16 protein-coding genes are annotated in these 20,122 nt (G+C 73.6%); 4 read left to right on the top strand and 12 right to left on the bottom strand.

Translation table 11 applies throughout. The features are described 5' to 3' along the window. Nucleotides 1–18: 18 nt before the first annotated feature. Nucleotides 19–1,041, bottom strand: a complete 1,023-nt coding sequence (locus QDS12_RS10010) for a pirin family protein (RefSeq protein WP_279878847.1) — start codon at nucleotides 1,039–1,041, stop codon at nucleotides 19–21. 137 nt (nucleotides 1,042–1,178) lie between these two features. On the opposite strand from QDS12_RS10010, the gene QDS12_RS10005 reads away from it, so the two are divergent. Continuing rightward, on the top strand, nucleotides 1,179–2,063 hold the full coding sequence (locus tag QDS12_RS10005; RefSeq protein ID WP_279878846.1) for a hypothetical protein: 885 nt from the start codon (nucleotides 1,179–1,181) through the stop codon (nucleotides 2,061–2,063). A gap of 63 nt (nucleotides 2,064–2,126) precedes the next feature. Here QDS12_RS10005 and hpnH read toward each other — a convergent pair whose 3' ends face one another. The 7 genes from hpnH to hpnC are packed head-to-tail and all read right to left on the bottom strand — an operon-like array spanning nucleotide 2,127 to nucleotide 10,668. Continuing rightward, nucleotides 2,127–3,131 carry an adenosyl-hopene transferase HpnH gene (gene hpnH / locus QDS12_RS10000; protein ID WP_279878845.1) on the bottom strand — a complete coding sequence of 335 codons (1,005 nt, stop codon included), beginning with the start codon at nucleotides 3,129–3,131 and terminating at the stop codon, nucleotides 2,127–2,129. A gap of 15 nt (nucleotides 3,132–3,146) precedes the next feature. Next, the gene (gene ispH, locus QDS12_RS09995) at nucleotides 3,147–4,613 is read right to left on the bottom strand and encodes a 4-hydroxy-3-methylbut-2-enyl diphosphate reductase (protein ID WP_279878844.1); all 1,467 of its coding nucleotides are present in this window, start codon (nucleotides 4,611–4,613) and stop codon (nucleotides 3,147–3,149) included. Next, complete coding sequence (shc, locus tag QDS12_RS09990) at nucleotides 4,610–6,589, bottom strand: squalene--hopene cyclase (protein WP_279878843.1); 1,980 nt, start codon at nucleotides 6,587–6,589, stop codon at nucleotides 4,610–4,612. Before shc ends, ispH begins: the two co-directional genes overlap by 4 nt. Further along, nucleotides 6,586–7,599, bottom strand: a complete 1,014-nt coding sequence (locus QDS12_RS09985) for a polyprenyl synthetase family protein (protein ID WP_279878842.1) — start codon at nucleotides 7,597–7,599, stop codon at nucleotides 6,586–6,588. Before QDS12_RS09985 ends, shc begins: the two co-directional genes overlap by 4 nt. Continuing rightward, the gene (gene hpnE / locus QDS12_RS09980) at nucleotides 7,596–8,936 is read right to left on the bottom strand and encodes a hydroxysqualene dehydroxylase HpnE (RefSeq protein WP_279878841.1); all 1,341 of its coding nucleotides are present in this window, start codon (nucleotides 8,934–8,936) and stop codon (nucleotides 7,596–7,598) included. Before hpnE ends, QDS12_RS09985 begins: the two co-directional genes overlap by 4 nt. Continuing rightward, on the bottom strand, nucleotides 8,933–9,805 hold the full coding sequence (gene hpnD, locus QDS12_RS09975; protein WP_279878840.1) for a presqualene diphosphate synthase HpnD: 873 nt from the start codon (nucleotides 9,803–9,805) through the stop codon (nucleotides 8,933–8,935). Before hpnD ends, hpnE begins: the two co-directional genes overlap by 4 nt. A gap of 11 nt (nucleotides 9,806–9,816) precedes the next feature. Continuing rightward, on the bottom strand, nucleotides 9,817–10,668 hold the full coding sequence (gene hpnC, locus QDS12_RS09970) for a squalene synthase HpnC (RefSeq protein WP_279878839.1): 852 nt from the start codon (nucleotides 10,666–10,668) through the stop codon (nucleotides 9,817–9,819). 101 nt (nucleotides 10,669–10,769) lie between these two features. Here hpnC and QDS12_RS09965 point away from each other — a divergent pair, with 101 nt between their 5' ends. Beyond that, nucleotides 10,770–11,924, top strand: a complete 1,155-nt coding sequence (locus QDS12_RS09965; RefSeq protein WP_279878838.1) for a helix-turn-helix domain-containing protein — start codon at nucleotides 10,770–10,772, stop codon at nucleotides 11,922–11,924. On the opposite strand, the gene QDS12_RS09960 is transcribed toward QDS12_RS09965, so the two are convergent. From QDS12_RS09960 to QDS12_RS09950, 3 genes are read right to left on the bottom strand one after another with little or no spacing between them, the layout of a single operon-like run. After that, nucleotides 11,818–13,836: a phosphatase PAP2 family protein gene (locus tag QDS12_RS09960; RefSeq protein WP_279878837.1), complete on the bottom strand. Its 2,019-nt coding sequence runs from the start codon at nucleotides 13,834–13,836 to the stop codon at nucleotides 11,818–11,820. The two genes, QDS12_RS09965 and QDS12_RS09960, sit on opposite strands and share 107 nt — an antisense overlap. Then, nucleotides 13,829–14,761 carry a DMT family transporter gene (locus QDS12_RS09955; protein WP_279878836.1) on the bottom strand — a complete coding sequence of 311 codons (933 nt, stop codon included), beginning with the start codon at nucleotides 14,759–14,761 and terminating at the stop codon, nucleotides 13,829–13,831. Before QDS12_RS09955 ends, QDS12_RS09960 begins: the two co-directional genes overlap by 8 nt. Further along, entirely contained in the window at nucleotides 14,758–15,540 is a 783-nt protein-coding gene (locus tag QDS12_RS09950) for an SDR family NAD(P)-dependent oxidoreductase (RefSeq protein WP_279878835.1), read from the bottom strand. The genes QDS12_RS09955 and QDS12_RS09950 overlap by 4 nt, the downstream gene beginning before the upstream one ends. A gap of 112 nt (nucleotides 15,541–15,652) precedes the next feature. On the opposite strand from QDS12_RS09950, the gene QDS12_RS09945 reads away from it, so the two are divergent. Further along, complete coding sequence (locus QDS12_RS09945; RefSeq protein WP_279878834.1) at nucleotides 15,653–16,570, top strand: metallophosphoesterase; 918 nt, start codon at nucleotides 15,653–15,655, stop codon at nucleotides 16,568–16,570. A gap of 103 nt (nucleotides 16,571–16,673) precedes the next feature. Continuing rightward, the gene (locus QDS12_RS09940; protein WP_279878833.1) at nucleotides 16,674–17,717 is read left to right on the top strand and encodes a YihY/virulence factor BrkB family protein; all 1,044 of its coding nucleotides are present in this window, start codon (nucleotides 16,674–16,676) and stop codon (nucleotides 17,715–17,717) included. A 13-nt stretch (nucleotides 17,718–17,730) separates the two neighbouring features. Here QDS12_RS09940 and QDS12_RS09935 read toward each other — a convergent pair whose 3' ends face one another. Continuing rightward, a complete protein-coding gene (locus tag QDS12_RS09935; RefSeq protein WP_279878832.1) occupies nucleotides 17,731–19,992 on the bottom strand; it encodes an MMPL family transporter in 2,262 nt (753 codons plus the stop codon). Nucleotides 19,993–20,122: the final 130 nt, after the last annotated feature.

Raw genomic sequence — 20,122 nt, 5'->3', positions numbered from 1 at the left:
CGCATGTGACCGTGACAGCTACTGCCGCGACCGCAGCCGCACCCCCGGCAGCGGCGGGGCGGGGATCGGCGGCAGGTGGTCGCCGACCACGACGCCGAAGCGTGACTCCGAGACCAGCTGCGAGTCGGTGACCACGGCGCCGGAGCCGTCGGTGATCGCCCGCTGCCACGCGTCGCGGTAGCCGACGACGTCCTCGTGGCTGCGGCCGATGAAGTTCCACCACATGACGATCGCCTCGCCGAACGGCGGCCCGCCGAGCAGCAGCAGCCGCGTCCACGTACCGCCCGCCTCGAGGGTCATCGACGTCGAGCCGGGCGGGGCATACACGAGGTGGTCCGTCGCGACGAGCGTCGACACCTCCCCCGTCGGACCGTCACCGGCCAGCGCGACCCCGCCGGCGTCGACGAGCACGCCGTGCTCGAAGGACGCGTCGACCGGCACGGTCAGGGACGTCCCGGGCTCGAGCAGGATCTCGGCGCCGAGCAGCGGGGTGTAGGTCGGCACCGGCGACGTGTCGCCGAGCAGCGAGCCGAGAAACACCCGGACCGTCCAGCCGGGTCCGGTGACCGGCGTCGGGACGTGGTGGACGAAGCCTGGCGCGGTGTCGCGGTGCTCCTCCGGAAGCGCCACCCACAGCTGCGCGCCGTGCAGGATCGGGACCGCGTCGGTGGAGATCTCGGAGTGGCTGATCCCGTGACCGCCGGTCATCAGGTTGACCTCGCCGGGCACGACCATCGCGTGGTTGCCGGCGGAGTCACGGTGCTCGATCTCGCCGGTGAACAGCCACGACACCGTCTGCAGGCCGGTGTGCGGGTGCGGCGGCACCTTCATCCCGCCGGTGACCGAGACGTCGTCGGGCCCGTAGTGGTCGAGGAAGCACCAGGCGCCGATCAGGGACCGCTCGCGGGACGGCAGCGTGCGTCGTACGTTCATCGCCCGCGGGCCGCCGAGCGGTACGTCGCGCGGCTCGATGACCTCGAGCCGACCGTGCTCCCGGTCCTCGCAGGTGATCTCCGCGGGCCGCGTCTCCAGGTTGGTCACCCGGTCATTGTCGCCCGGCGACACGAGCCGGCGACAACCCCTCGAACCTGTTCGACGGCGGCCGGGAACGATACGTTGCTCGCCATCACCGCGGGCGCGGCAGTTCGGGGCCGCCCCACGACAGGGAAGGCCACACGATGTCCACCACACCGCCGGACGAGCCGACCGGTACCCCCGGCTCGAACCCGCCGCCCTCGGGGCCCGACTACGGCAACCCGCCGCCGTCGGGGCCCGACTACGGAACGCCCCCGCCGTCCGGGCCGGACTACGGCTACGGCACGCCGCCCCCGCCGCCGGGCGGCTACGGCACGCCTCCGCCGGGAGGCCCGTACGGCGCCCCGCCGCCCCCGCCCGGAGGCGGCTACGGGCTCGCCGGCGATGAGTGGAGCATCGGCGGCGCGCTCGGCTACGGCTGGCGGAAGTTCACGCAGAACCTCGGGCCGATCCTGGTGCTCGCGCTCATCGTCTGGCTCGGCATCGCCGTGTTCGGCGTCATCGGCGCGATCATCGACCGGTCGATCAGCGACGGCGGCGGCCTCTGGGCCCAGCAGACGAGCAGCGCGATCTCGAGCCTGCTGAGCGCCTTCGTCCAGGCGATCCTGGGCGCGGCCGTCGTACGTGCCGCGCTCGACCTCACCGAGGGCCGCACGATCGAGGTCGGACCGATCTTCCGCCGGATCCCCTTCGGGCCGGTCCTCATCCTCGCCATCCTGACCGCGATCATCGAGGCCGTCGGCTTCCTGCTCTGCATCATCCCCGGGCTGGTCGCACTGCTCTTCCTCTACTTCGCGACCTACTTCCTGCTCGACAGGAACCTCTCCCCGGTCGACTCGATGAAGGCCAGCGTGGACCTCGTCCGCCGCAACCTCGGGACGGCGCTGGTGTGGGCGATCGTCGCGTTCGTCGTCACCATCGTCGGCGTCTGCTTCTGCTTCGTCGGCCTGCTCGTGACCTTCCCAGTCGCGACGATCGGTACGGCCTACACGTTCAAGAAGCTCACCGGCCAGCCGGTGGCTCCCTGAGCCGAAGGATCGACCGCTGCCCGGCACCGCTCGCGGTGCCGGGCAGCGGCCATTTCGCGGAGCTCAGGAAGCGACTGCGGCGCGCATCGTCTCCCGCAGCGAGCTCATGGTGGCGACGACGGCGGTCGGCTCGTAGCCGCAGTGCGCCATGCAGTTGGCGCAGCGCGGGTCCTTGCCGCGGCCGTACTTGTCCCAGTCGGTCTCGTCGAGCAGCTCCTGGTAGCTCGACGCGTAGCCGTCCTCCATGAGGTAGCACGGCCTCTGCCACCCCTTGAGCGAGTACGACGGGATGGCCCACGCGGTGCACTCGAAGTCGACCTTGCCCTCGAGGAAGTCGAGGAACAGCGGCGAGTGGTTGAGCCGCCACTTCTTCCGACGACCGTCGGCGAACGCCGTGGCGAACAGCGCCCGGGTGTCCTCGGGGCCCAGCCAGTGCTCCTGGTCGGGCGCCTTCTCGTAGGCGAAGCCCGGCGAGATCTGCATGTTGTCGACCTTCAGCTGGTCGTTGAGGTAGTCGAGCACCTCGATGACGTCCTGGGGCGTGTCGACGTCGAAGAACGTCGTGTTGGTCATCACCCGGAAGCCCTGCGACTGGGCCAGCTTGATGGCCGCCACGGCCTGGTCGAAGACGCCGTCCTTGCTGACCGAGGCGTCGTGGCGCTCGCGCAGCCCGTCGATGTGGACCATCCACGAGAAGTTCCGGTGCGGCTGGAAGCGGTGCAGGTGCTTGGGCATCAGCACCGCGTTGGTGCACAGGAACACCACCTTCCCGAGGTCGAGCAGCTGCCGGACGATCTCGTCGACCTGCGGGTGCATGAGCGGCTCGCCGCCCGCGATGGAGACCATCGGCGCCCCCGACTCCACGACGGCCCCGACCGCCTGCTCCACCGGCATCCGCTGCTTGAGGACCGACGCCGGGTGCTGGATCTTCCCGCACCCCGCGCACTTGAGGTTGCAGGCGAACAGCGGCTCGAGCTCGACGAGGATCGGGAACTTCTCCTTCCCCTGGAGCTTCTGCTTGGCCAGGTAGGCACCGACCTGCAGCGACTGTCGCAACGGCATCGACATGGAAGATCCTTTCCCTCAGCCCACCTCGCGGGGCAGCGTGAAACGCACGTTCTCGGAGGCGACGTGCGCCTCCCTGACCTCGACGTGGCCCAGGCCGGAGAGCCCGGCGACGACCTCGTCGACCAGCCGCGGCGGCGCGGAGGCCCCGGCGGTGAGGCCGACGCGGCGGGTGCCGGCCAGCCAGGAGAGCTCGACCTCGGCGAGGTCGTCGACCAGGTGGGCCGGCGTACCCTCGGCCGCCGCGACCTCGACGAGCCGCTGGGAGTTCGACGAGTTCGTCGAACCGAGCACGATGACCACGTCGGCGCCGCGGGCGACCTCGCGTACGGCGTCCTGGCGGTTGCTCGTGGCGTAGCAGATGTCGTCCCTGCGCGGCGCGCGCAGAGCGGGGAAGCGCTCGCGGAGGACGGCCGCCGTCCGCTCGGCGTCCTCGACGGCCAGCGTCGTCTGCATGACGTAGGAGACCTTGTCGGGGTCGGCGGCGCGGACCGTCCGCGCCGCCTCCGCGTCGCTGACGACCACGACGTGCTCCGGCGACTCGCCCAGCGTCCCGACGACCTCCTCGTGGTCGGCGTGCCCGATGAGGAAGACCGTGTAGCCCTGGCCGGCGAAGCGCCGCACCTCGGTGTGCACCTTGCTCACCAGCGGGCAGGTCGCGTCCACCACCTGGAGCCCCCGGTCGACCGCGTCGCGGCGGACGGTCGGTGCGACGCCGTGCGCGGCGAGGACCACCGTCGCGCCCTCGGGGACCTCCTCGACCTCGTCGACGAAGACCGCGCCCTTGCCCTCCAGCGCCGCCACCACGTGGCGGTTGTGCACGATCTGGCGACGGACGTAGACCGGGCTGCCGAACCGCTCGAGCGAGCGGTCGACGATCTCGATCGCGCGCTCGACCCCCGCGCAGAACGATCGCGGCGAGGCGAGCACGACCTCCCGCGGGCCGGTGGCGCGCTGCCAGGCGTCGAGCACCGGCGCCGCTCGGCGCAGCGCGGCCAGTGCCCCGACACCGCGCACGAGCATGCCGGGGCGGAGCAGCCGCGCCTCGGGCGTGTCCACGATGGCGCGTACGACGGCCGCCTGGCCGGTCGGGGCACCCGCGACCAGCAGGGCAGACTCGGTGTCGACCGCCACCGCACCGCTCTCGGCGAGCAGGGCGCGCCCGGCCGGGTCGTCGACGATGCGCTCGGTCGTGACGACCGGCCCGATGTGGGCGTCGAGGCCGGCCCGGCGCAGCGCCCCGGCGAGGAGCGGGGCGACGGGGAGGTCGGTGCGCTCCCCCGATGGCGTGAGCACGGCCGACGCGACGACGAAGTCGCCCGCGCGCAGCTCCGGCGCCAGCGCGCCCGCCACGCCCGCGACCAGCACCGGGCCGTCGGAGCTGGCGCCCCGCGACCGCCCCGACCTGATCGCCGGCTGGGACAGCAGCCGGGACACCGCCAGCCACTCGCTGCGCAGCGGGGTGAGCACGCGACCGGAGCTCACGGGCGCTCGCCTCCACCGGAGTCGGCGCGACCGGCGAGGTAGCGGCCCAGCGCCCAGAGCGGGAAGACCTGCCGGTAGAGCCCGTAGCCGATGTAGAAGTCACCCGGGAAGCCGGTCCCGGTGTAGAGCTCCTCCGCCCACGACCCGTCGGGCAGCTGGGTGCTGACCAGGTACCGGATGCCGCGCTCGACCGCGTCGGGTGAGTCGCCGGCCGCCAGCAGGGCGAGCAGCGCCCACGCGGTCTGCGACGGGGTCGACTCCCCGCGGCCGACCCAGTCGGGGTCGTCGTAGGACCGGAGGTCCTCGCCCCAGCCGCCGTCGTCGTTCTGGTGCCGGCGCAGCCACTCGGTGGCCCAGCGGACGTGGGGGTCGTGCGCGGGGATGCCCGCGGCCACCAGTGCGGGTACGACGGCTCCGGTGCCGTAGACGTGGTGGGCGCCCCAGCGGCCGAACCAGGAGCCGTCGGGCTCCTGGGCGTCGAGCAGCCACGCGACGCCGCGGCGGCACTCGGGCCGATCGACCAGCCCGGCGGTGGCCATCATCTCGACGACGTGCGCGGTGACGTCGGCGGACGGCGGGTCGATGACGGCGCCGAAGTCGCAGAACGGCAGGGCGAGCGGCAGCTCGTGCGTGTTGTCCGCGTCGAAGGCGCCCCAGCCGCCGTCGGCGGACTGCATGCCCACCGTCCAGGCGATGGCCCGGTCGACCGCCTTGTTGAGTCGCTCGCAGTCGGGGTGGCGGACGCGTCGCAGCGCCATCACGATCTCGGCCGTGTCGTCGGTGTCGGGATAGGCGTCGTTGGCGAACTCGAACGCCCAACCGCCGGAGGGGAGCTCGGGGCGGCGGACCTGCCAGTCCCCGCCCGCGGTGATCTGCTCGTCGAGGAGCCAGCCGGCTGCGGTGAGCACGGCGGGGTCGTCGCCGGGGACGCCCGCCTCGAGCAGCGCGGTCACGGCCAGTCCCGTGTCCCACACCGGAGACTGGCAGGCCTCGAGCCAGCGGACCGGGCCCTCGTCGGTCTCGGCGTGCACGGTGAAGCCGTCGAGACCCCGGATCCCGGCCGCCATGGCGGGGTGGTCGACCGGGTAGCCCAGCACGTGGAGGGCCAACAGGGAGTAGACCCACGGTGGCTGGATGCCGCCCCAGCCGCCGTCTGCCTCCTGCCGGGCCAGGATCCACTCGGCCGCCTGCCGCTCGGCGATCCTCCGCACCGGGTTGCGGCTGCTGGGCAGCAGCTTGCCGAAGGCGCGCAGCCCGCGGTCGAGTCGCTGGAAGCCTCCGGCGAGCGTCCACAGCGGGTCGGTCCGCGGCGGTTCGGCGCCGCTTCGCAGCTCGTCGACGCGGATGCCGACCTGCCGGACCGGCCGCCGCGAGCTGACGATGGTGAGCGGCACGATGGTCTGCCTGGCCCAGCACCCCCAGTTGTAGATGTTGAGCGGCGCCCGCTTGGGCAGCAGGATCAGCTCCGGGGGCAGCGTGGGGCAGTCGTCCCAGCGCCACAGGCCGAAGAGCGCGAGCCACAGGTGGGTGAAGACGCGCGCGCTCTCGAGCCCGCCGCTGTCGCGGATGTAGGCGGCCGCCTTCTGCAGGTGGACGGACTCAGCGGGGTCACCGGCGATGCGGAGCGCCACCCACGCCTCGACGGTCGTGGAGAGGTCACCCGGTCCGCCGGGGTAGAGCGCCCATGTCCCGTCGGACCGTTGTTGCGAGCGGATCCAGCGGGCCGTCTGCTCGGTGGTCTCCGGCGTGGCGACGCGGAGGAACGTCCGCAGCATCAGGTCCTCGGCGTCCATCGTCACGTTGGTGGCCAGGTCGCCCTTCCACCAGCCGTCAGGGTGCTGGAGCGAGCGGAGGTGGACGACCGCCGCGTCGAGCGTGGCGCGGGCGGCGGCGGTGTCCGGTGCGCCGGAGGGGGGAGGAACCGGGAGCGTGCTCGCGATGAGCACCGGCTCGGGGGCGTGCGGGTTCGCGGTCATGTCGTCCTCTCCGTCACGAAGCGCGCCAGGTCGGCGAGGGTCTGGTGGTTCTCGGCGGGCAGGTCGAGCGGCTCGAGAGCGGCCAGGGCGCGGCGCACGCGCTCCTGGGCGCAGCGCTGCGCCCAGGCCCGCCCGCCCGCCGCCTCGACGAGGTCGGCCGCCTCGCGCAGCGACGCCTCGCCCGGCTCGACCGCGGTCGCGAACCAGTCCCGGAGGTCCTCCCCCGCCCGGCCGCCGCGCGTCAAGGACCAGGCGACGGGGAGCGTCTTCTTGCGGGCCGCGAGGTCGGAGTGCACGGGTTTTCCGGTCCGCTCGGGCGCGCCCCAGATGCCGAGCAGGTCGTCGACGAGCTGGAAGGCCAGGCCGACGTCCCGGCCGAAGGTGTCGAACGCCTCGACGGTGCTCGGGCCTGCACCGGCGAGGATCGCGCCGATGGCGGCGCTCACGCCGAGCAGCGCGCCGGTCTTGCCGGCGGCCATCGCCTCGCACTCCGCGAGCGTCACGTCGTCGCGGGCCTCGAACGCGAGGTCCTCCACCTGGCCGCGGATGAGCTCGCGGGTCGCCGCGGCCAGGGCGCGCCCGGCGGCACCGGCGTACGGCGACTCCGACTCCGTCAGCACCTCGTGCGCGAGCGACAGCATCGCGTCGCCGGCGAGCACCGCGGTGGAGTCGCCCCACAGCGCCCAGACGGTCGGACGGTGCCGACGCTCGGCGTCGCGGTCCATGAGGTCGTCGTGGACGAGCGAGAAGTTGTGGACCAGCTCGACCGCCACGGCGCCCGGCGCCGCCGCGGCCGGCGCCCCGGTCAGCGCCTCGGCGACGAGCAGCGCCAACGTGGGCCGTACCGCCTTGCCGGGGTTGGCGTCGACCGGCCGACCCTCGGGGTCGCACCACCCGAGGTGGTAGGCGACCACCCGGCGGGTGAGCGGGTCGAGCCGATCGACGGCAGCGCGCAGGCCCGGCTCGAACAGCTCCCGGTAGCGTCCCAGAGATTCCACGGTCACGGTCATGCGGCAGCCCTCCTGGGGGTCTGGCTGAGCACCGCGCCGGCTGCGGCCTCGCCGCTGCGGACCGCACCCTCCATCGTCGCCGGCCAGCCGGTGGCGGTGTAGGCGCCGGCCAGGTGCAGGTCCGGCCGGTGCGTGCGGGTGCCCGGCCGGAACCGGGCGCTGCCCGGGGCGGGACGGAACGTCGCGTGCCGCTCGCGGGTCACGAAGAAGTCGATGACCTCGGCGCGGGTGAGCCCGGGCAGCAGGCCGACGAGGTGTGGCCAGAACCGGCTCTTCAGCTCCGCCACGGGGACGTCGATCAAGGCGTCGGCGGCCGAGAGCGAGACGGCGAGGTACTGGCCCGTCGCGAGCCCCGAGGGCGCGGTCCGGTCGAAGACCCACTGCAGCGGCCCGTCGACCGCCGCGACGAAGTCGTGCTCCAGCACCGGCCGGTCCACGACGAGGTGGAGGTTGACGATGGGACTGCTGCCGAGCTCGGCGGCCCAGTCGTCGGGCGCGATCACGGCGGCCCCGGCCAGCCGCTGCGCCTCGGTCGGCGGGACGGCGAGGACGACGTGGTCCGCGGCCGCGTGGAGCCCGTCGAGGTCGGCGATCCGCGCACCGAGCCGCACCTCCACCCCCACCTCGGCGAGCGCACGCTGGGCGGCGTCGCCGTGCAGCAGCTGGAGCGGTACGTCGGCCCAGCCGATGTCGGCGGCGTCGGCCCGGTCGAGCAGCCCGAGCTGGAAGACGGTCGCGGCCAGCGCGAGGCTGGCCCGCTCGGCGGGTGCGTTGAGCGTGGCGACGCCGATCAGGTCCCAGACCGCCTCCACAGCCTTCGGGGACTGGCCATGGCGGGTGAGCCAGTCCCCGAAGGACACCTCGTCGGTCGCCGGGTCCTCACGGTCGACCCTGCCGAGCGCGAGAGCGGCCGGGACGACCCGGGCGCGGTCTCCGGGCGTGAGCCAGCGGTAGCGGGCCAGCGTCGCGGCGAGGTGCAAGGGTGCCGGGAGGCCCGTCCGCCGCAGCCGGCCGACCGCGGGCCGCGTCTCGCTGCGCACGACGACGTCGAGCCGCGGCTGCAGGATCGTCCCGCCCGTGCTGCCGAGCCGGTCGAGGAGCGCACGGTAGGACGTGCAGCAGCGCAGGAAGACGTGCTGGCCGTTGTCGACCCACATCGTTCCCCCGGGCCCGTCGCGGCGGAACGAGTGGGTGAGGCCGCCGAGCCGCGGGCGTGCCTCGTGCAGCACGACCCGGTGCCCCGCGTCCGCCAGCAGGAGCGCCGCCGTGATCCCCGCCAGCCCACCACCGACGACGGCGACCCGCGGCTGCTCCCGGCTCGCCCCCGCGGCCGTCATCCGCGCACCCCCGCCAGCGACGCCAGCGCGACGCCTGCCTTGTGTGCGGTCGAGAGCCGCAGCCGCTTGTCGTAGACCTGGACCGGGTCGGCTCCGATGACGCGGTTGAGGTGCCGGTAGATGCCCGCCATCGCCCGGCAGCACGCGGCGCTGCGGCGGTCGAGGTGCGGCACCAGGCGCAGCCCGAGCGCGTACCAATCGTCGGCCCGGGCGGCCGCGTGCCGCAGGTAGCCCGCGAGGTGACCCTCGGGGTCGTCGAGGTCCCCGGCGGCGTCGGTCCGCAGCTCGACGCCGAAGCGCTGGAGCTCGTCGGCCGGCAGGTAGACGCGACCGTTGCCGAGGTCCTCGCGGACGTCGCGCAGGATGTTGGTCTGCTGCAGGGCGATGCCGAGCTGGTCGGCGAAGAGCTCCAGCCGGGGGTCGGACCGTTGCGCGCCGAAGATCGACAGGCAGAGCCGGCCGATCGAACCGGCGACATGGCGGCAGTAGCCGATCAGCTCGTCGACGTCCTTGACCCTGACGTCGCCCAGGTCCATGACGACGCCGTCGACGAGCTCGCCGAACGCATCGAGGGGGATCGGGTAGCGCTCGGCCGCATCCGCGAGCGCGACCAGGACCGGGTCGCTCCCGCGGTGGCCGGCCGAGAGCGCGGCGAGGTCGGCACGCACCCGGTCCAGCTCGGTCACCTTCTCCGCGCGCGGCAGGTCGCCGTCCCCGATGTCGTCGATGCGCCGGGCGAGGGCGTAGACGGCGCAGAGGGCGCTGCGCTTCTCCGGCGGCAGCAGCCGGATGCCGTAGTAGAAGTTCCCGGCCTCGGTGCGGGTGATCTGCTCGCAGGCGGCGTAGGCCTCGCCGAGCGCTCCGGTCATCGACTCCCCTCTCATCGCGCTCCCCCGGGCGGCTGCCACACGACACCGCGCAGCAGCCGGGCGAGGGTCTCGGCCTTGCGCGGACGCGGCGTGACGCTCAGGACGTCGCCGCCGCTGCGGCGCAGCGCGGCGGCGGTCGCCTCGCCGCCCGCGACGAAGCCGGCGACGGCCAGTCGGGCCCACCCACGCAGCTGCCGGACCAGCGGGTCGCCCGAGCCGAGCAGCGCGGCCGCGCGCTCGGTCTCGACGAGCAGCAGCTCGCGCAGGGCGGGCGACGCGACGGGCGCGTCGAGGTCGGCCGCCGAGACGCCGTACGCCGCCATGTCGTGCTCGGGGAGGTAGACCCGACCGGCTCGCCGGTCCTCGCCGACGTCCTGCCAGTGCTCGAGGAGCTGCAGGCCCGTGCACACGTCGTCCGAGAGCGCGACCCGGGCGGGCGTCGACTGTCCGAAGACCTCGAGCACGATCCGCCCGACCGGGTTCGCCGAGAGCCGGCAGTAGCCGAGCAGGTCCTCGAAGCTGGCGTAGGCCACGACCCGCTGGTCGAGGAGGTTGGCCTCGATCAGGTCGACGAACGGCTCGCGACCCAGCCCGCACTCGACCACCGTGGCGGCCAGCCGCCGAAGCACGGGGTCGTCCACGGTCCGACCGGCCCAGAGGTCGTCCACCTGGGTGCGGACCCGCTCGAGCGCCGCGACCCGGTCGCCGGCGTAGGAGTCCCCGAGCTCGTCGACCATCCGGGCGTAGCCGTAGACCGCCACGAGGTGCCGCCGGTGCCGGGCCGGCAGCACGCGCAGCGCCACCGGGAAGTTCTCCTCCCCGGCGCGTACGTCGACGTCTCCCACCGCCCCGCCTGCGGCCATGTCCCCAGCGTCGACCGCAGCGCAGGATCATTTCTGTGCCTTGCGCTGATCAATTGGATCGAGATACTTAGCACGAGGTGACAATTTCGGAAGCGGCTTCCGTGGAGCTGCTCGAGCGGCGCCTGACGGAGCGGCTGCCCGAGCTGCTCGGCGAGGTGCGCGACCTGCTGGCCGACGGCTGGCCCGACTACGCCGAGTTCCTCGACGGCGACACCGGCAGCGTGCAGGAGGGCGCCGGCCTCTTCGTGCACCGGTTGCTCCTGCTCGCGACCCGGCCGCCCGGCGCGTCCGACCAGGAGGCGAGCGAGCCGGGCGTGCAGTCCCTGTTCGAGCAGATCGGGCGGCGACAGTGGGAGGTCGGCCACGACCTCACCCGGCTGCTCACCGCCTACCAGCTCGGCGCCCGCGTCGCGTGGCGCTACGTCGCGACCACCGCCGACGAGGTCGACGTCTCCCGCGAGGTCGTCGGCGCGCTGGCCGAGGCCGTCTTCGACTTCGTCAGCCGGCTCTCCCAGGCCTCGGCCCGCGGCTTCGTGCTCGCCCAGCAGGAGGACTCGCGCGACCGTGACCGGCACCGCGACGAGCTGGTCGGGTTGCTCCTGTCCGAGCGCGCCAGCATGGAGGCGATCCGGTCGGCGGCCGCCCGCGCGAAATGGCCGCTGCCGGCGACCGCGGCGATCGTGCTGGTGGACGGGTCGGGGCCGGGCGTGCCGGAGCTGATGTCGCGGCTCGACTCCTACGCGCTGCCCGTGCGCCAGGTCGACCTCACCGGCGCGGTCGTGCCCGACCCGGGCGGTGCCCGCCGAGCGCTCCTCGCGCAGGAGCTCGCCGGGACCGGCGCCGTCGTCGGCGTCAACGTGCCGGTCGGCCTGCTGGGGCGGACGCTGACCGGCGCGCGGATCACCCTGCGCCTGCGCTCGTCGGGCGTGGTCGCCGACGACCCCGTCTTCGTCGATGACCACCTCGACACCGTCATCGTGCACCGCGACGGCGGCATGCTCACGTTCCTCGGGGAGCGGGTGCTCGCGCCGCTGGACGGCCTCTCGGACGGCGCCCGGGCGCGGCTGACCCAGACGCTGACGGCGTGGCTCGTCCATCAGGGCGACCGGGCGGCGATGGCCGAGCAGCTGGGGGTGCACCCGCAGACGGTCAGCTACCGTCTGGGCCGCCTTCGAGAGCTGTTCGGCGATCGGCTCGACTCGCCGCGGGAGCGGCTGCGGCTCCTCCTCGCGCTGGGCTGGTCGCAGGTCGGGTGACCGGGGCGGCGTCCTCACGCAGCTCCGCGAGGCGGCGGCGCATGGCGGCCAGGACCGCCCGGGCGTCGTACGACTCGGGCGCGGTGGCGAGGCCCAGCCCGAGCACGCCGTTCCAGCTCAGCCCGCCGAGCACGACCGGTACGCCGGGCGCCAGCGGCAGCACGGGGTAGACCGCGTCCATCGGCGCCTCCGCCACGGTGAGTGGGACGTCGGGTCCGGGCATGTTCGACACGATCGCGTGGAAGAAGCGCCGCCCGTAGACGGTGCGGGCGAACCAGCCCATCAGCGGCTCGGGCAGGACGCGGATCAGCCGGGCCATGACGAACCGGCTGGCGAGGGCCCGGCTCGGGCTGCGCAGCCGCGACGTGCTCAGCCCGGCGAGGAGCTCGGAGGTCGGCGCCGCCCGGGACCGTACGTCGACCATGACCGCGGCGGTGACGTTGCCCTCGGCCCCGTCGCCCGGTGCGCGCACCATCAGCGGGACGGCGATCCGCAGGCGCTCCGGCGGCGAGCCGATGTCGGCGAGGGCACCGGCCGTCACCGCCAGCAGGACGTCGGTGACCCGGTGGCCGGTCGCCTTGAGCTCGGCGAGCGGGATGCCGTCGGTCGCGAAGTCCCGCGCCTCGCCTGTGGGACCGAGCGACTCGGACACGCCGCCGTCGAGCGCCAGCTGGCCGACGCCGACCACCGTCGCCGCCGCCATCGCGAGGGACGAGGGCGCGGCCGGCGGCTCCGGGAGCGCGATCCGCGGGCGGAGCAGGTTGAGCGCCTGGATCACGGTGCCGATGCCGTCGGCGACGGCGTGGTGCATGAGCAGCAGCACGCCGGAGCGCTCCGGCGACCTGACGACCAGGAAGCGCCACAGGGGCCGGTCCCGCGGCAGGGGCTGCTCCGCGATGTCGGCCACCAGGCGGTCCATGCCGGCCCGGTCGGGAACGGTGACCTCGGGGACGTGCCAGTCCCAGTCGAGGTCGGGCGCGTCGACCCAGCGGGGGCGTCGCCACCGGGACGTGGTCACCCGCTGGGTGAAGCGCGGCAGCCCGGGCAGCTCGCCCCTGACGAGGTCGCGGACGGCCGCGAGCGTCGGGCCGTCGGGCTCGCCGGGAATCCGGCCCAGCAGCACCAGGCCACCGACCGTCTGGGGCGCGCCGGTGCCCTCGACGTGGAGGAAGAACGCGTCGGCCGAGCCGACCACCGCCGGATCGTGGACGCGGCGGGCGACGAGGTCTGCGACCACCACGAGGACGGCGGCCACCACGGCGTCGAGCACGTAGTGGTTGGCGGTCGCGACGATGACGAAGAGCGTCAGGGCGACGTGCAGCGCGCTGACGGCCTGCAGCCGCATCGATGCGGACACCGACGCCAGCGCCAGGCTCACCCAGAGCGCCCACGCGAAGTGCAGGGACGGCATCGCGGCGAGCTGGTTGGCCCCGGAGACGAGGCTCGAGCCCCAGGACCCCCAGGTCTGGCCGGTCGTGACGGTGTCGGTGACCGGCGAGCCCGGCAGCAGCCGCGGCGGGGTGACCGGGTAGAGCCAGAAGCAGACGATGCCGACGAGGTTGACGAGCACGAAGCTGGTGCGCGCCCGGGGCCACGCCTCCGGGTGCCGCCAGAGCAGCCACACGATGGTCCCGAGGGCGGTGACGAGGTACATGAACGCGTACTCGTAGTTCGCCGCCGTCTGCAGCCAGCCGCGACCGGCCAGCCAGTCGTTGAGCGGCCGGACGAGGTCGAGGTGGAGCCACCGCTCCAGCCGCCACACGTCCCGACCGTGCCGGTCAGCGGCGAGGCGGCGGGCGTCGGACGCGAGCGCGTCGACCAGCAGGTAGCAGGCGAAGAGGGCCAGTCCGAGGGCGACCTGGCGCCACACCACCACCCGCGGGCCGCCGGCCACCGGCCGCCGCTCAGCCATGGAGCACCCGCACGTCCTGGTCCAGCTGGTGCCCGGTCCACGTCCCGCGCGACGGCGACCTCACCAGCCCGATCACGCCGAGCAGCAGCAGCGCGCCCGTCCCGGTCAGGGCGGCCAGGTCGCCGGGCGAGCTGGGCAGGTCGGTCTCGAACGCGAGGACGCCGATCGCGAAGCTGGCCGCCGGGTTGACGATGTTCATCGCCGCGACCGCCCACGGCAAGGGGCCGGCGGCGTACGCCGCCTGACCGAGGACGAGTCCCAGGAGCGTGGAGACCGCGAGCGAGTAGCCGACCCAGTCGCGGGCCGTCGCGCCGACGCCGTCGTCGACCAGGGAGGAGGCCGTGAGCTTCATGAAGACGGCGCTCAACGCGTAGGCCAGCCCCGCCGCGCAGGCCAGCAGCACGGCCGAGACGGCGACGCTCGGGAGGATCCGGGCGGTCGACACCAGCAGGGCGCCCGCGACGACCGCCGCGCCCACCGCCCAGAGGACCCGGCTGCGGTCGGCGACGCCGCCGAGGGGCGCCGCGCCGTCGACGGACAGCAGGATCGCGATGCCGCCGCAGATGGCCAGGCCGGAGAGCCAGTCGACCACGGTCGGCCAGCGTCGCCGCTCCCACGAGGCCAGCACCATCGTGAAGAGCAGCTGCGCGGTCAGCACGGGCTGTACGGCGGCCACCGACCCGAGGCTGAGCGCGAGCGCCTGCACCCCGAACCCGGCCAGGTTGACCCCCCAGCCGAGCATCCAGACCGGGCGCCGGACCAGTCGCAGCGTCAGTGCGACCGCACCGGGCAGCCCGTGCTGTGCGGCACCGGAGATGCTCTCGCGGGACTCGTGCTCGCTGGCCCGGCGCTGCAGGAAAGCCGACACGGCGAAGGCGAGCGCGGCGACGAGGGCCAGCACGATGACCAGGTTGGCGCGGCTCATCCCAAACCCGCCGTACGCTCGGGCGCGACCTGCTCGCCGAACCTCGCCGACAGCGCGCGGAACGGGCCGGGAGCGACCGCCCGCACCACCGGGACCACCCGCGTCCAGCGGGGCACCCACGTCTCCGCGCGGTCGTGCTCGACCGCCTCGACGATGCGGCGGGCCACGAGGTCGGCCGGCACCGGGCGCGGCCGCCGCCGGTCGTAGCCGCGTCCTCGGGCGGCGAAGAAGCCGGTGTCCACGGCGGCCGGCACCACCACGCCGACCCCGACACCCGAGCCGCGCAGCTCCATCCGCAGGCTGTCGGCGAACGCGTCCAGGCCGGCCTTGGTGGCGGCGTAGACCGCCTCGCCGGCGACACCTGCGCGCCCTGCGATGGAGGAGACGAACACGACGTGGCCGCGCCGGCGCTCGACCATCCCGGGCAGGAGCGCCCGGGTCAGCTGCACCGCCGCGGTGAGGTCGACCGCGACCAGCTCGGCGATCTCGTCCGGCTCCATCGTGGTGAACGGGCCCGACCAGCCGCGTCCGGCGTTGGCGACGAGCAGGTCGATCGGCGTCGGGACGCGGGCGGCCAGCACGTCGAGCAGGTGCGTCCCGAGCAGCAGGTCGGCGATGACCGGCGTACCCCCGACCTCGTCGGCGACCGCGGCCGTGCGAGCCGCGTCCCGCCCGTGCACGACGACCCGACTGCCCGCGGCCGCGAGCCGGCGCGCGGTCGCGGCGCCGATGCCGCCGGACGCGCCGGTGACGAGGCTCGTGCAGCCCGCCACGCGCATGTGGTCACTCCTCGAGTCGGAAGAGCCCGGCGTCGTCACGATATCGCCGCCGAGCAGACCGCCGAAGCGAATACGAGGCCGCAGGCGGCGGGCCGCCCCCTACCCTGTGCGTGTGCAGCTCGGCCAGTACCCCGAACCCGCCCACACCATCGCCCATCTCAGCGACACCCACCTGCTCGCGGACGGGAAGCTGCAGTACGGCGTCGTCGACCCGGAGCAGGGGCTGCGGCTCGCGCTCGACCGGCTCGCGCGCATGGTGCCGACGCCCCAGGCGATCGTGGTCACGGGCGACCTCGCCGACGTCGCCGAGCCCGCGGCCTACGCGCGGCTCAAGGAGCTGGTGGAGCCGGCCGCCGCGGCGTTGGGGGCCCAGGTGGTCTGGGTGATGGGCAACCACGACGAGCGGCTCGCCTACTCGGCGGCGCTGTTCGGCCGGGCCAGCGCCGAACCGCAGGACGCGGTCTACGACGTCGACGGCCTGCGCATCGTGAGCCTCGACAGCACGGTGCCCGGCTACCACCACGGCGAGGTCTCGCCCGCGCAGCTGGAGTGGCTCGCCGGGGTGCTCGCGACCCCCGCGCCGCACGGCACGCTGCTCGCCCTGCACCACCCGCCGGTGCCGCTGCCGATGGCGCCGGCCGAGGCGGTCATCGAGCTCTACGCGCAGGAGGCGCTCGCGGACGTGCTGCGCGGCACCGACGTCCGCAGCATCCTCGCAGGGCACCTGCACTACTCGACGTACTCGACGCTCGCCGGGATCCCGGTCTCCGTCGTCGCCGCGAGCTGCTACACCCTCGACCCTGCGCCGCGCAGCGCCCTGATCCACGCCGTCGACGGTGGTACGTCGATCAACATGGTCCACCTCTACGACGACCGCGTCGTGCACACGGTGGTGCCGCTGAGCGAGTCGCCCGAGGTCTACAGCGTCCGCGCCGACCTCGCCGACCAGCTGCTCGCCCTCTCGGCCGAGGAGCGCCGGGAGCTGCTGTCGCGCAAGGACTCGCCGTTCGACGTCGCCGCGAAGCTGTGACCGCACGCCCGCGCAGGCGGGGCATGGGCGCCGTCCGACCCGGGCACTGATCGGCGTACCGATGGGAGGGCTCGGCCCTCCCTGCGCCGACCGGGAGGGCACCGTGGACACGACCGACAAGCAGGCCGACGACTACCCCGACCCGGACGCCCCCGGCAAGCCCGAGTCGCCGACCGACCTGAAGAAGACCTCGTGGCTCTACGTCGCCCGCAAGACGATGCGGGAGTTCGGCAAGGACGAGTGCACCGACCTGGCCGCCGCGCTCACCTACTACTCGGTGCTGGCGCTGTTCCCCGCGCTGGTGGCGGTGCTGTCGCTGATCAGCCTCGTCGGCGATCCGTCCAAGACCGTGGACAACCTGCTGAAGATCCTCTCCGACATCGGCGCCTCCTCCGCCGCTGACACGCTCCAGCCGACGCTCACGCGGCTCGCGACCAGCCAGTCCGGCGGGATCGCCCTCGTCATCGGTCTCGCGACCGCGCTCTGGTCGGCCTCCGGCTACGTCGGCGCGTTCGGGCGGGGCATGAACCGCATCTACGAGGTGCGCGAGGGACGGCCGATGTGGAAGCTGCGGCCGGTCATGCTCCTGCTCACCCTCGTGCTGGTCGTGCTCGTCGCCGCCGTCGGCCTGGCGCTGGTCCTCACCGGCCCGGCCGCGCAGTCGGTGGGCAACATCATCGGCTTGGGCGACACCGCGGTCACCGTCTGGAACATCGCCAAGTGGCCGGTGATGCTCGCCGTGGTGATCCTCATCGTGGCGCTGCTCTACTACGTGACGCCGAACGTCGACCAGCCGCGGTTCCGCTGGATCAGCGTGGGCGCCGTCGTCGCCATCCTCACGTGGATCGTCGTCTCCCTCGGGTTCGGCTTCTACGTCGCGAACTTCTCGCACTACGACCGGACCTACGGCTCCCTGGCCGGCGTCGCGGTGTTCCTGCTGTGGCTGTGGATCACCAACCTCGCGCTGCTCTTCGGCGCGGAGCTCGATGCCGAGCTCGAGCGAGCGCGCCAGCTGCAGGCCGGCATCGCGGCGGAGGAGACCATCCAGCTCCCCCGCCGCGACACCCGCAAGTCGGACAAGGCCGCCCGCAAGGCCGAGGAGGACATCGCGCGAGGCCGGCGGATCCGGCTCGGTCACCGGCGCTGAGCCGGTCCTCCGGCTACTGCGCCCGCTCGACCCCCACCGGCTCGGCGTGCCGCCCACCCTCGTCGAGCGCGTCGACCTTGGTGCCCTCGATGTCGAGGTCCGGGACCAGCCGGCCCAGCCAGCGCGGCATCCACCAGATCCGATCGCCGGCGATCGCCATGATCGCCGGCACGATCGTCATACGGACCAGGAAGGCGTCGGCGAGGACGCCCACCGCCAGCGCGAAGCCGATCGTCTTGAGGATGACGTCGTCGGACAGCGCGAAGCCGATGAAGACGCCGACCATGATGAAGGCGGCCGCGACCACGACCCGCGCGCTGTGCGCGAAGCCGTCGATCACCGCCTGCCGGGCGGGGGTCCCGTGGACGTACGCCTCACGCATCCGCGTCACGAGGAAGACCTCGTAGTCCATCGCGAGACCGAACAGGATGCCGGTCAGCAGGATCGGCAGGATGAACAGCACCGGCGACGTGGTGTCGAGACCCAGGAGGTCGTTGAGCCAGCCCCACTGGAAGACCGCCACCGTCGCGCCCAGCGAGACGCCGATGGAGAGCAGGAACCCGAGGGCCGCCTTGATCGGCACCCAGATCGACCGGAAGACCGCGATCAGCAGGAAGACCGCGAGGCCGACGACGACGAGCAGGTAGACCGGGAAGACGGCCGTCAGCTTGTCCGCGATGTCGACGCCGACAGCGGTCTGGCCGGTGACCAGGGCGCGTGCGCCGGTCTGGTCCGCGAGGCCAGAGACGGAGTCGCGGATGTCGGCGACGAGGTTCTTGGTCGACTCGTCCGAGGGACCGGACTTCGGGATCACCGTGATGGTGGCGAGCTGGACGGCGTCGAGCTGCTGCGCGAAGGCCTGCTTGGCCTCAGGCGTGTCGCTGGTCAGTGCGGGTACGACGGCCGCGATGTCCGACCCCGGCCGGCCGGCGAGCTGCTGCAGGTCGGCGGTGACGGCGGCGACGGCGCCCGCGGGGTCGTCGGCGTTCTTGGTGTCGACCACGACGACGAGCGGACCGTTGGCACCTGCGCCGAAGTTGTCGGCGATGAGGTCGTAGGCGACCCGGGCGTCGCTGCCCGCGGGCTTGCTGGCGTCGTCCGGCAGGGCGAGCTGCATCGACGCGACCGGGATCGACGCGATGGCGGCGACGGCGACGCCCGCGACCAGGACCGGCCACTTCGCGCGGCTCACGAGCCCGACCCACCGCCGGCCGTTGGTCCGGACGGCGTCGTCGCCCTCCGTGTCACGGGACCGGAGGAAGCGCAGCCGGCCGGACGTGGTCCGGTGGCCGGCGAAGCCGAGGATCGCGGGCAGCAGGGTGAGGGCGATGAGCACCGCGAGGGCGACGATGAACGCGGCGGCCAGACCCGTCTGGGTGAGGAAGCCGATGCCGCAGACCGACAGTCCGGCGAGCGCGATGATGACGGTCAGACCGGCGAAGACGACGGCGGAGCCCGCCGTACCGACGGCACGGCCGGCGGCGTCCTCGAGGGAGCGCCCGCGGCGCACCTCGTGCTGGTAGCGCGACATGATGAACAGCGCGTAGTCGATGCCGACGGCGAGGCCGAGCATCGTGCCGAGGGCCGGTGTCGTGGAGCTGAGCTCGATGAAGCCGGTCAGGACGCTGATGCTGAGGAAGCCGATGCCGACGCCCACGATCGCTGTCACCAGGGGCATGCCGGCGGCCACCAGGGAGCCGAAGGTCAGCGTCAGGACGACGAACGCCACGACGATGCCGATCGCCTCGGCCGTCGGCGGCGAGGTCTCCGCCTGGAGCGCGTCGCCGCCGATCGCGACGCCGAGGCCGGCGTCGGACCCGGCCTGCTTGACGTCCGACAGCGCGTCCTTGTCGGCCTGGGTGAGCTCGACCGACTGCTTCGTGTAGGTGACCGTCGCGTAGCCGACCCGACCGTCCTGCGACACGGTGCCGGCGGCGAAGGGGTCGACGATCGACGCGACGTCGGCGGTCTTGACGGCGGCGAGGGCGTCGCCGACGGCCGTCTTGTACGCCGGCTCCGTCAGCGCGCTGCCCTTCGGTGCCTCGAAGACGACCCGGGCGGTGGCGCCGTCCGGGGAGGCCTGCGGGCTGCGCTCCTTGATGAGGTCGAAGGCCTGGGTGGACTCGATGCCGCGCAGCTCGAAGTTGTCGTTGGTCTTGCCGGACAGGGTCGCCGAGCCGATGGCCAGGCCGATCAGCAGCAGCACCCAGACGCTCGCGACCACCTTGCGGTGCAGGAACGACCAGCGGCCGAGCCGGAACAGGTGCAACGCCATCGGAGCTCTCCCAGAACGTACGAATCGGACCCATCGGTCCAGTTATCGCTCAGCCTAGGGTTAACCGGACCCATCGGTCCAGTTGTCGCCCGGTGAACCCGGTCACGATGTGTCGGTGCCCGACCTCGCC

Origin of the sequence: Nocardioides sp. CER19 (genome assembly GCF_029846275.1) — a bacterium.
GTDB lineage: Bacteria > Actinomycetota > Actinomycetes > Propionibacteriales > Nocardioidaceae > Nocardioides.
Note: the sequence above shows the minus strand (reverse complement) of the source record. Positions and strands in the feature narration are given on the sequence as shown.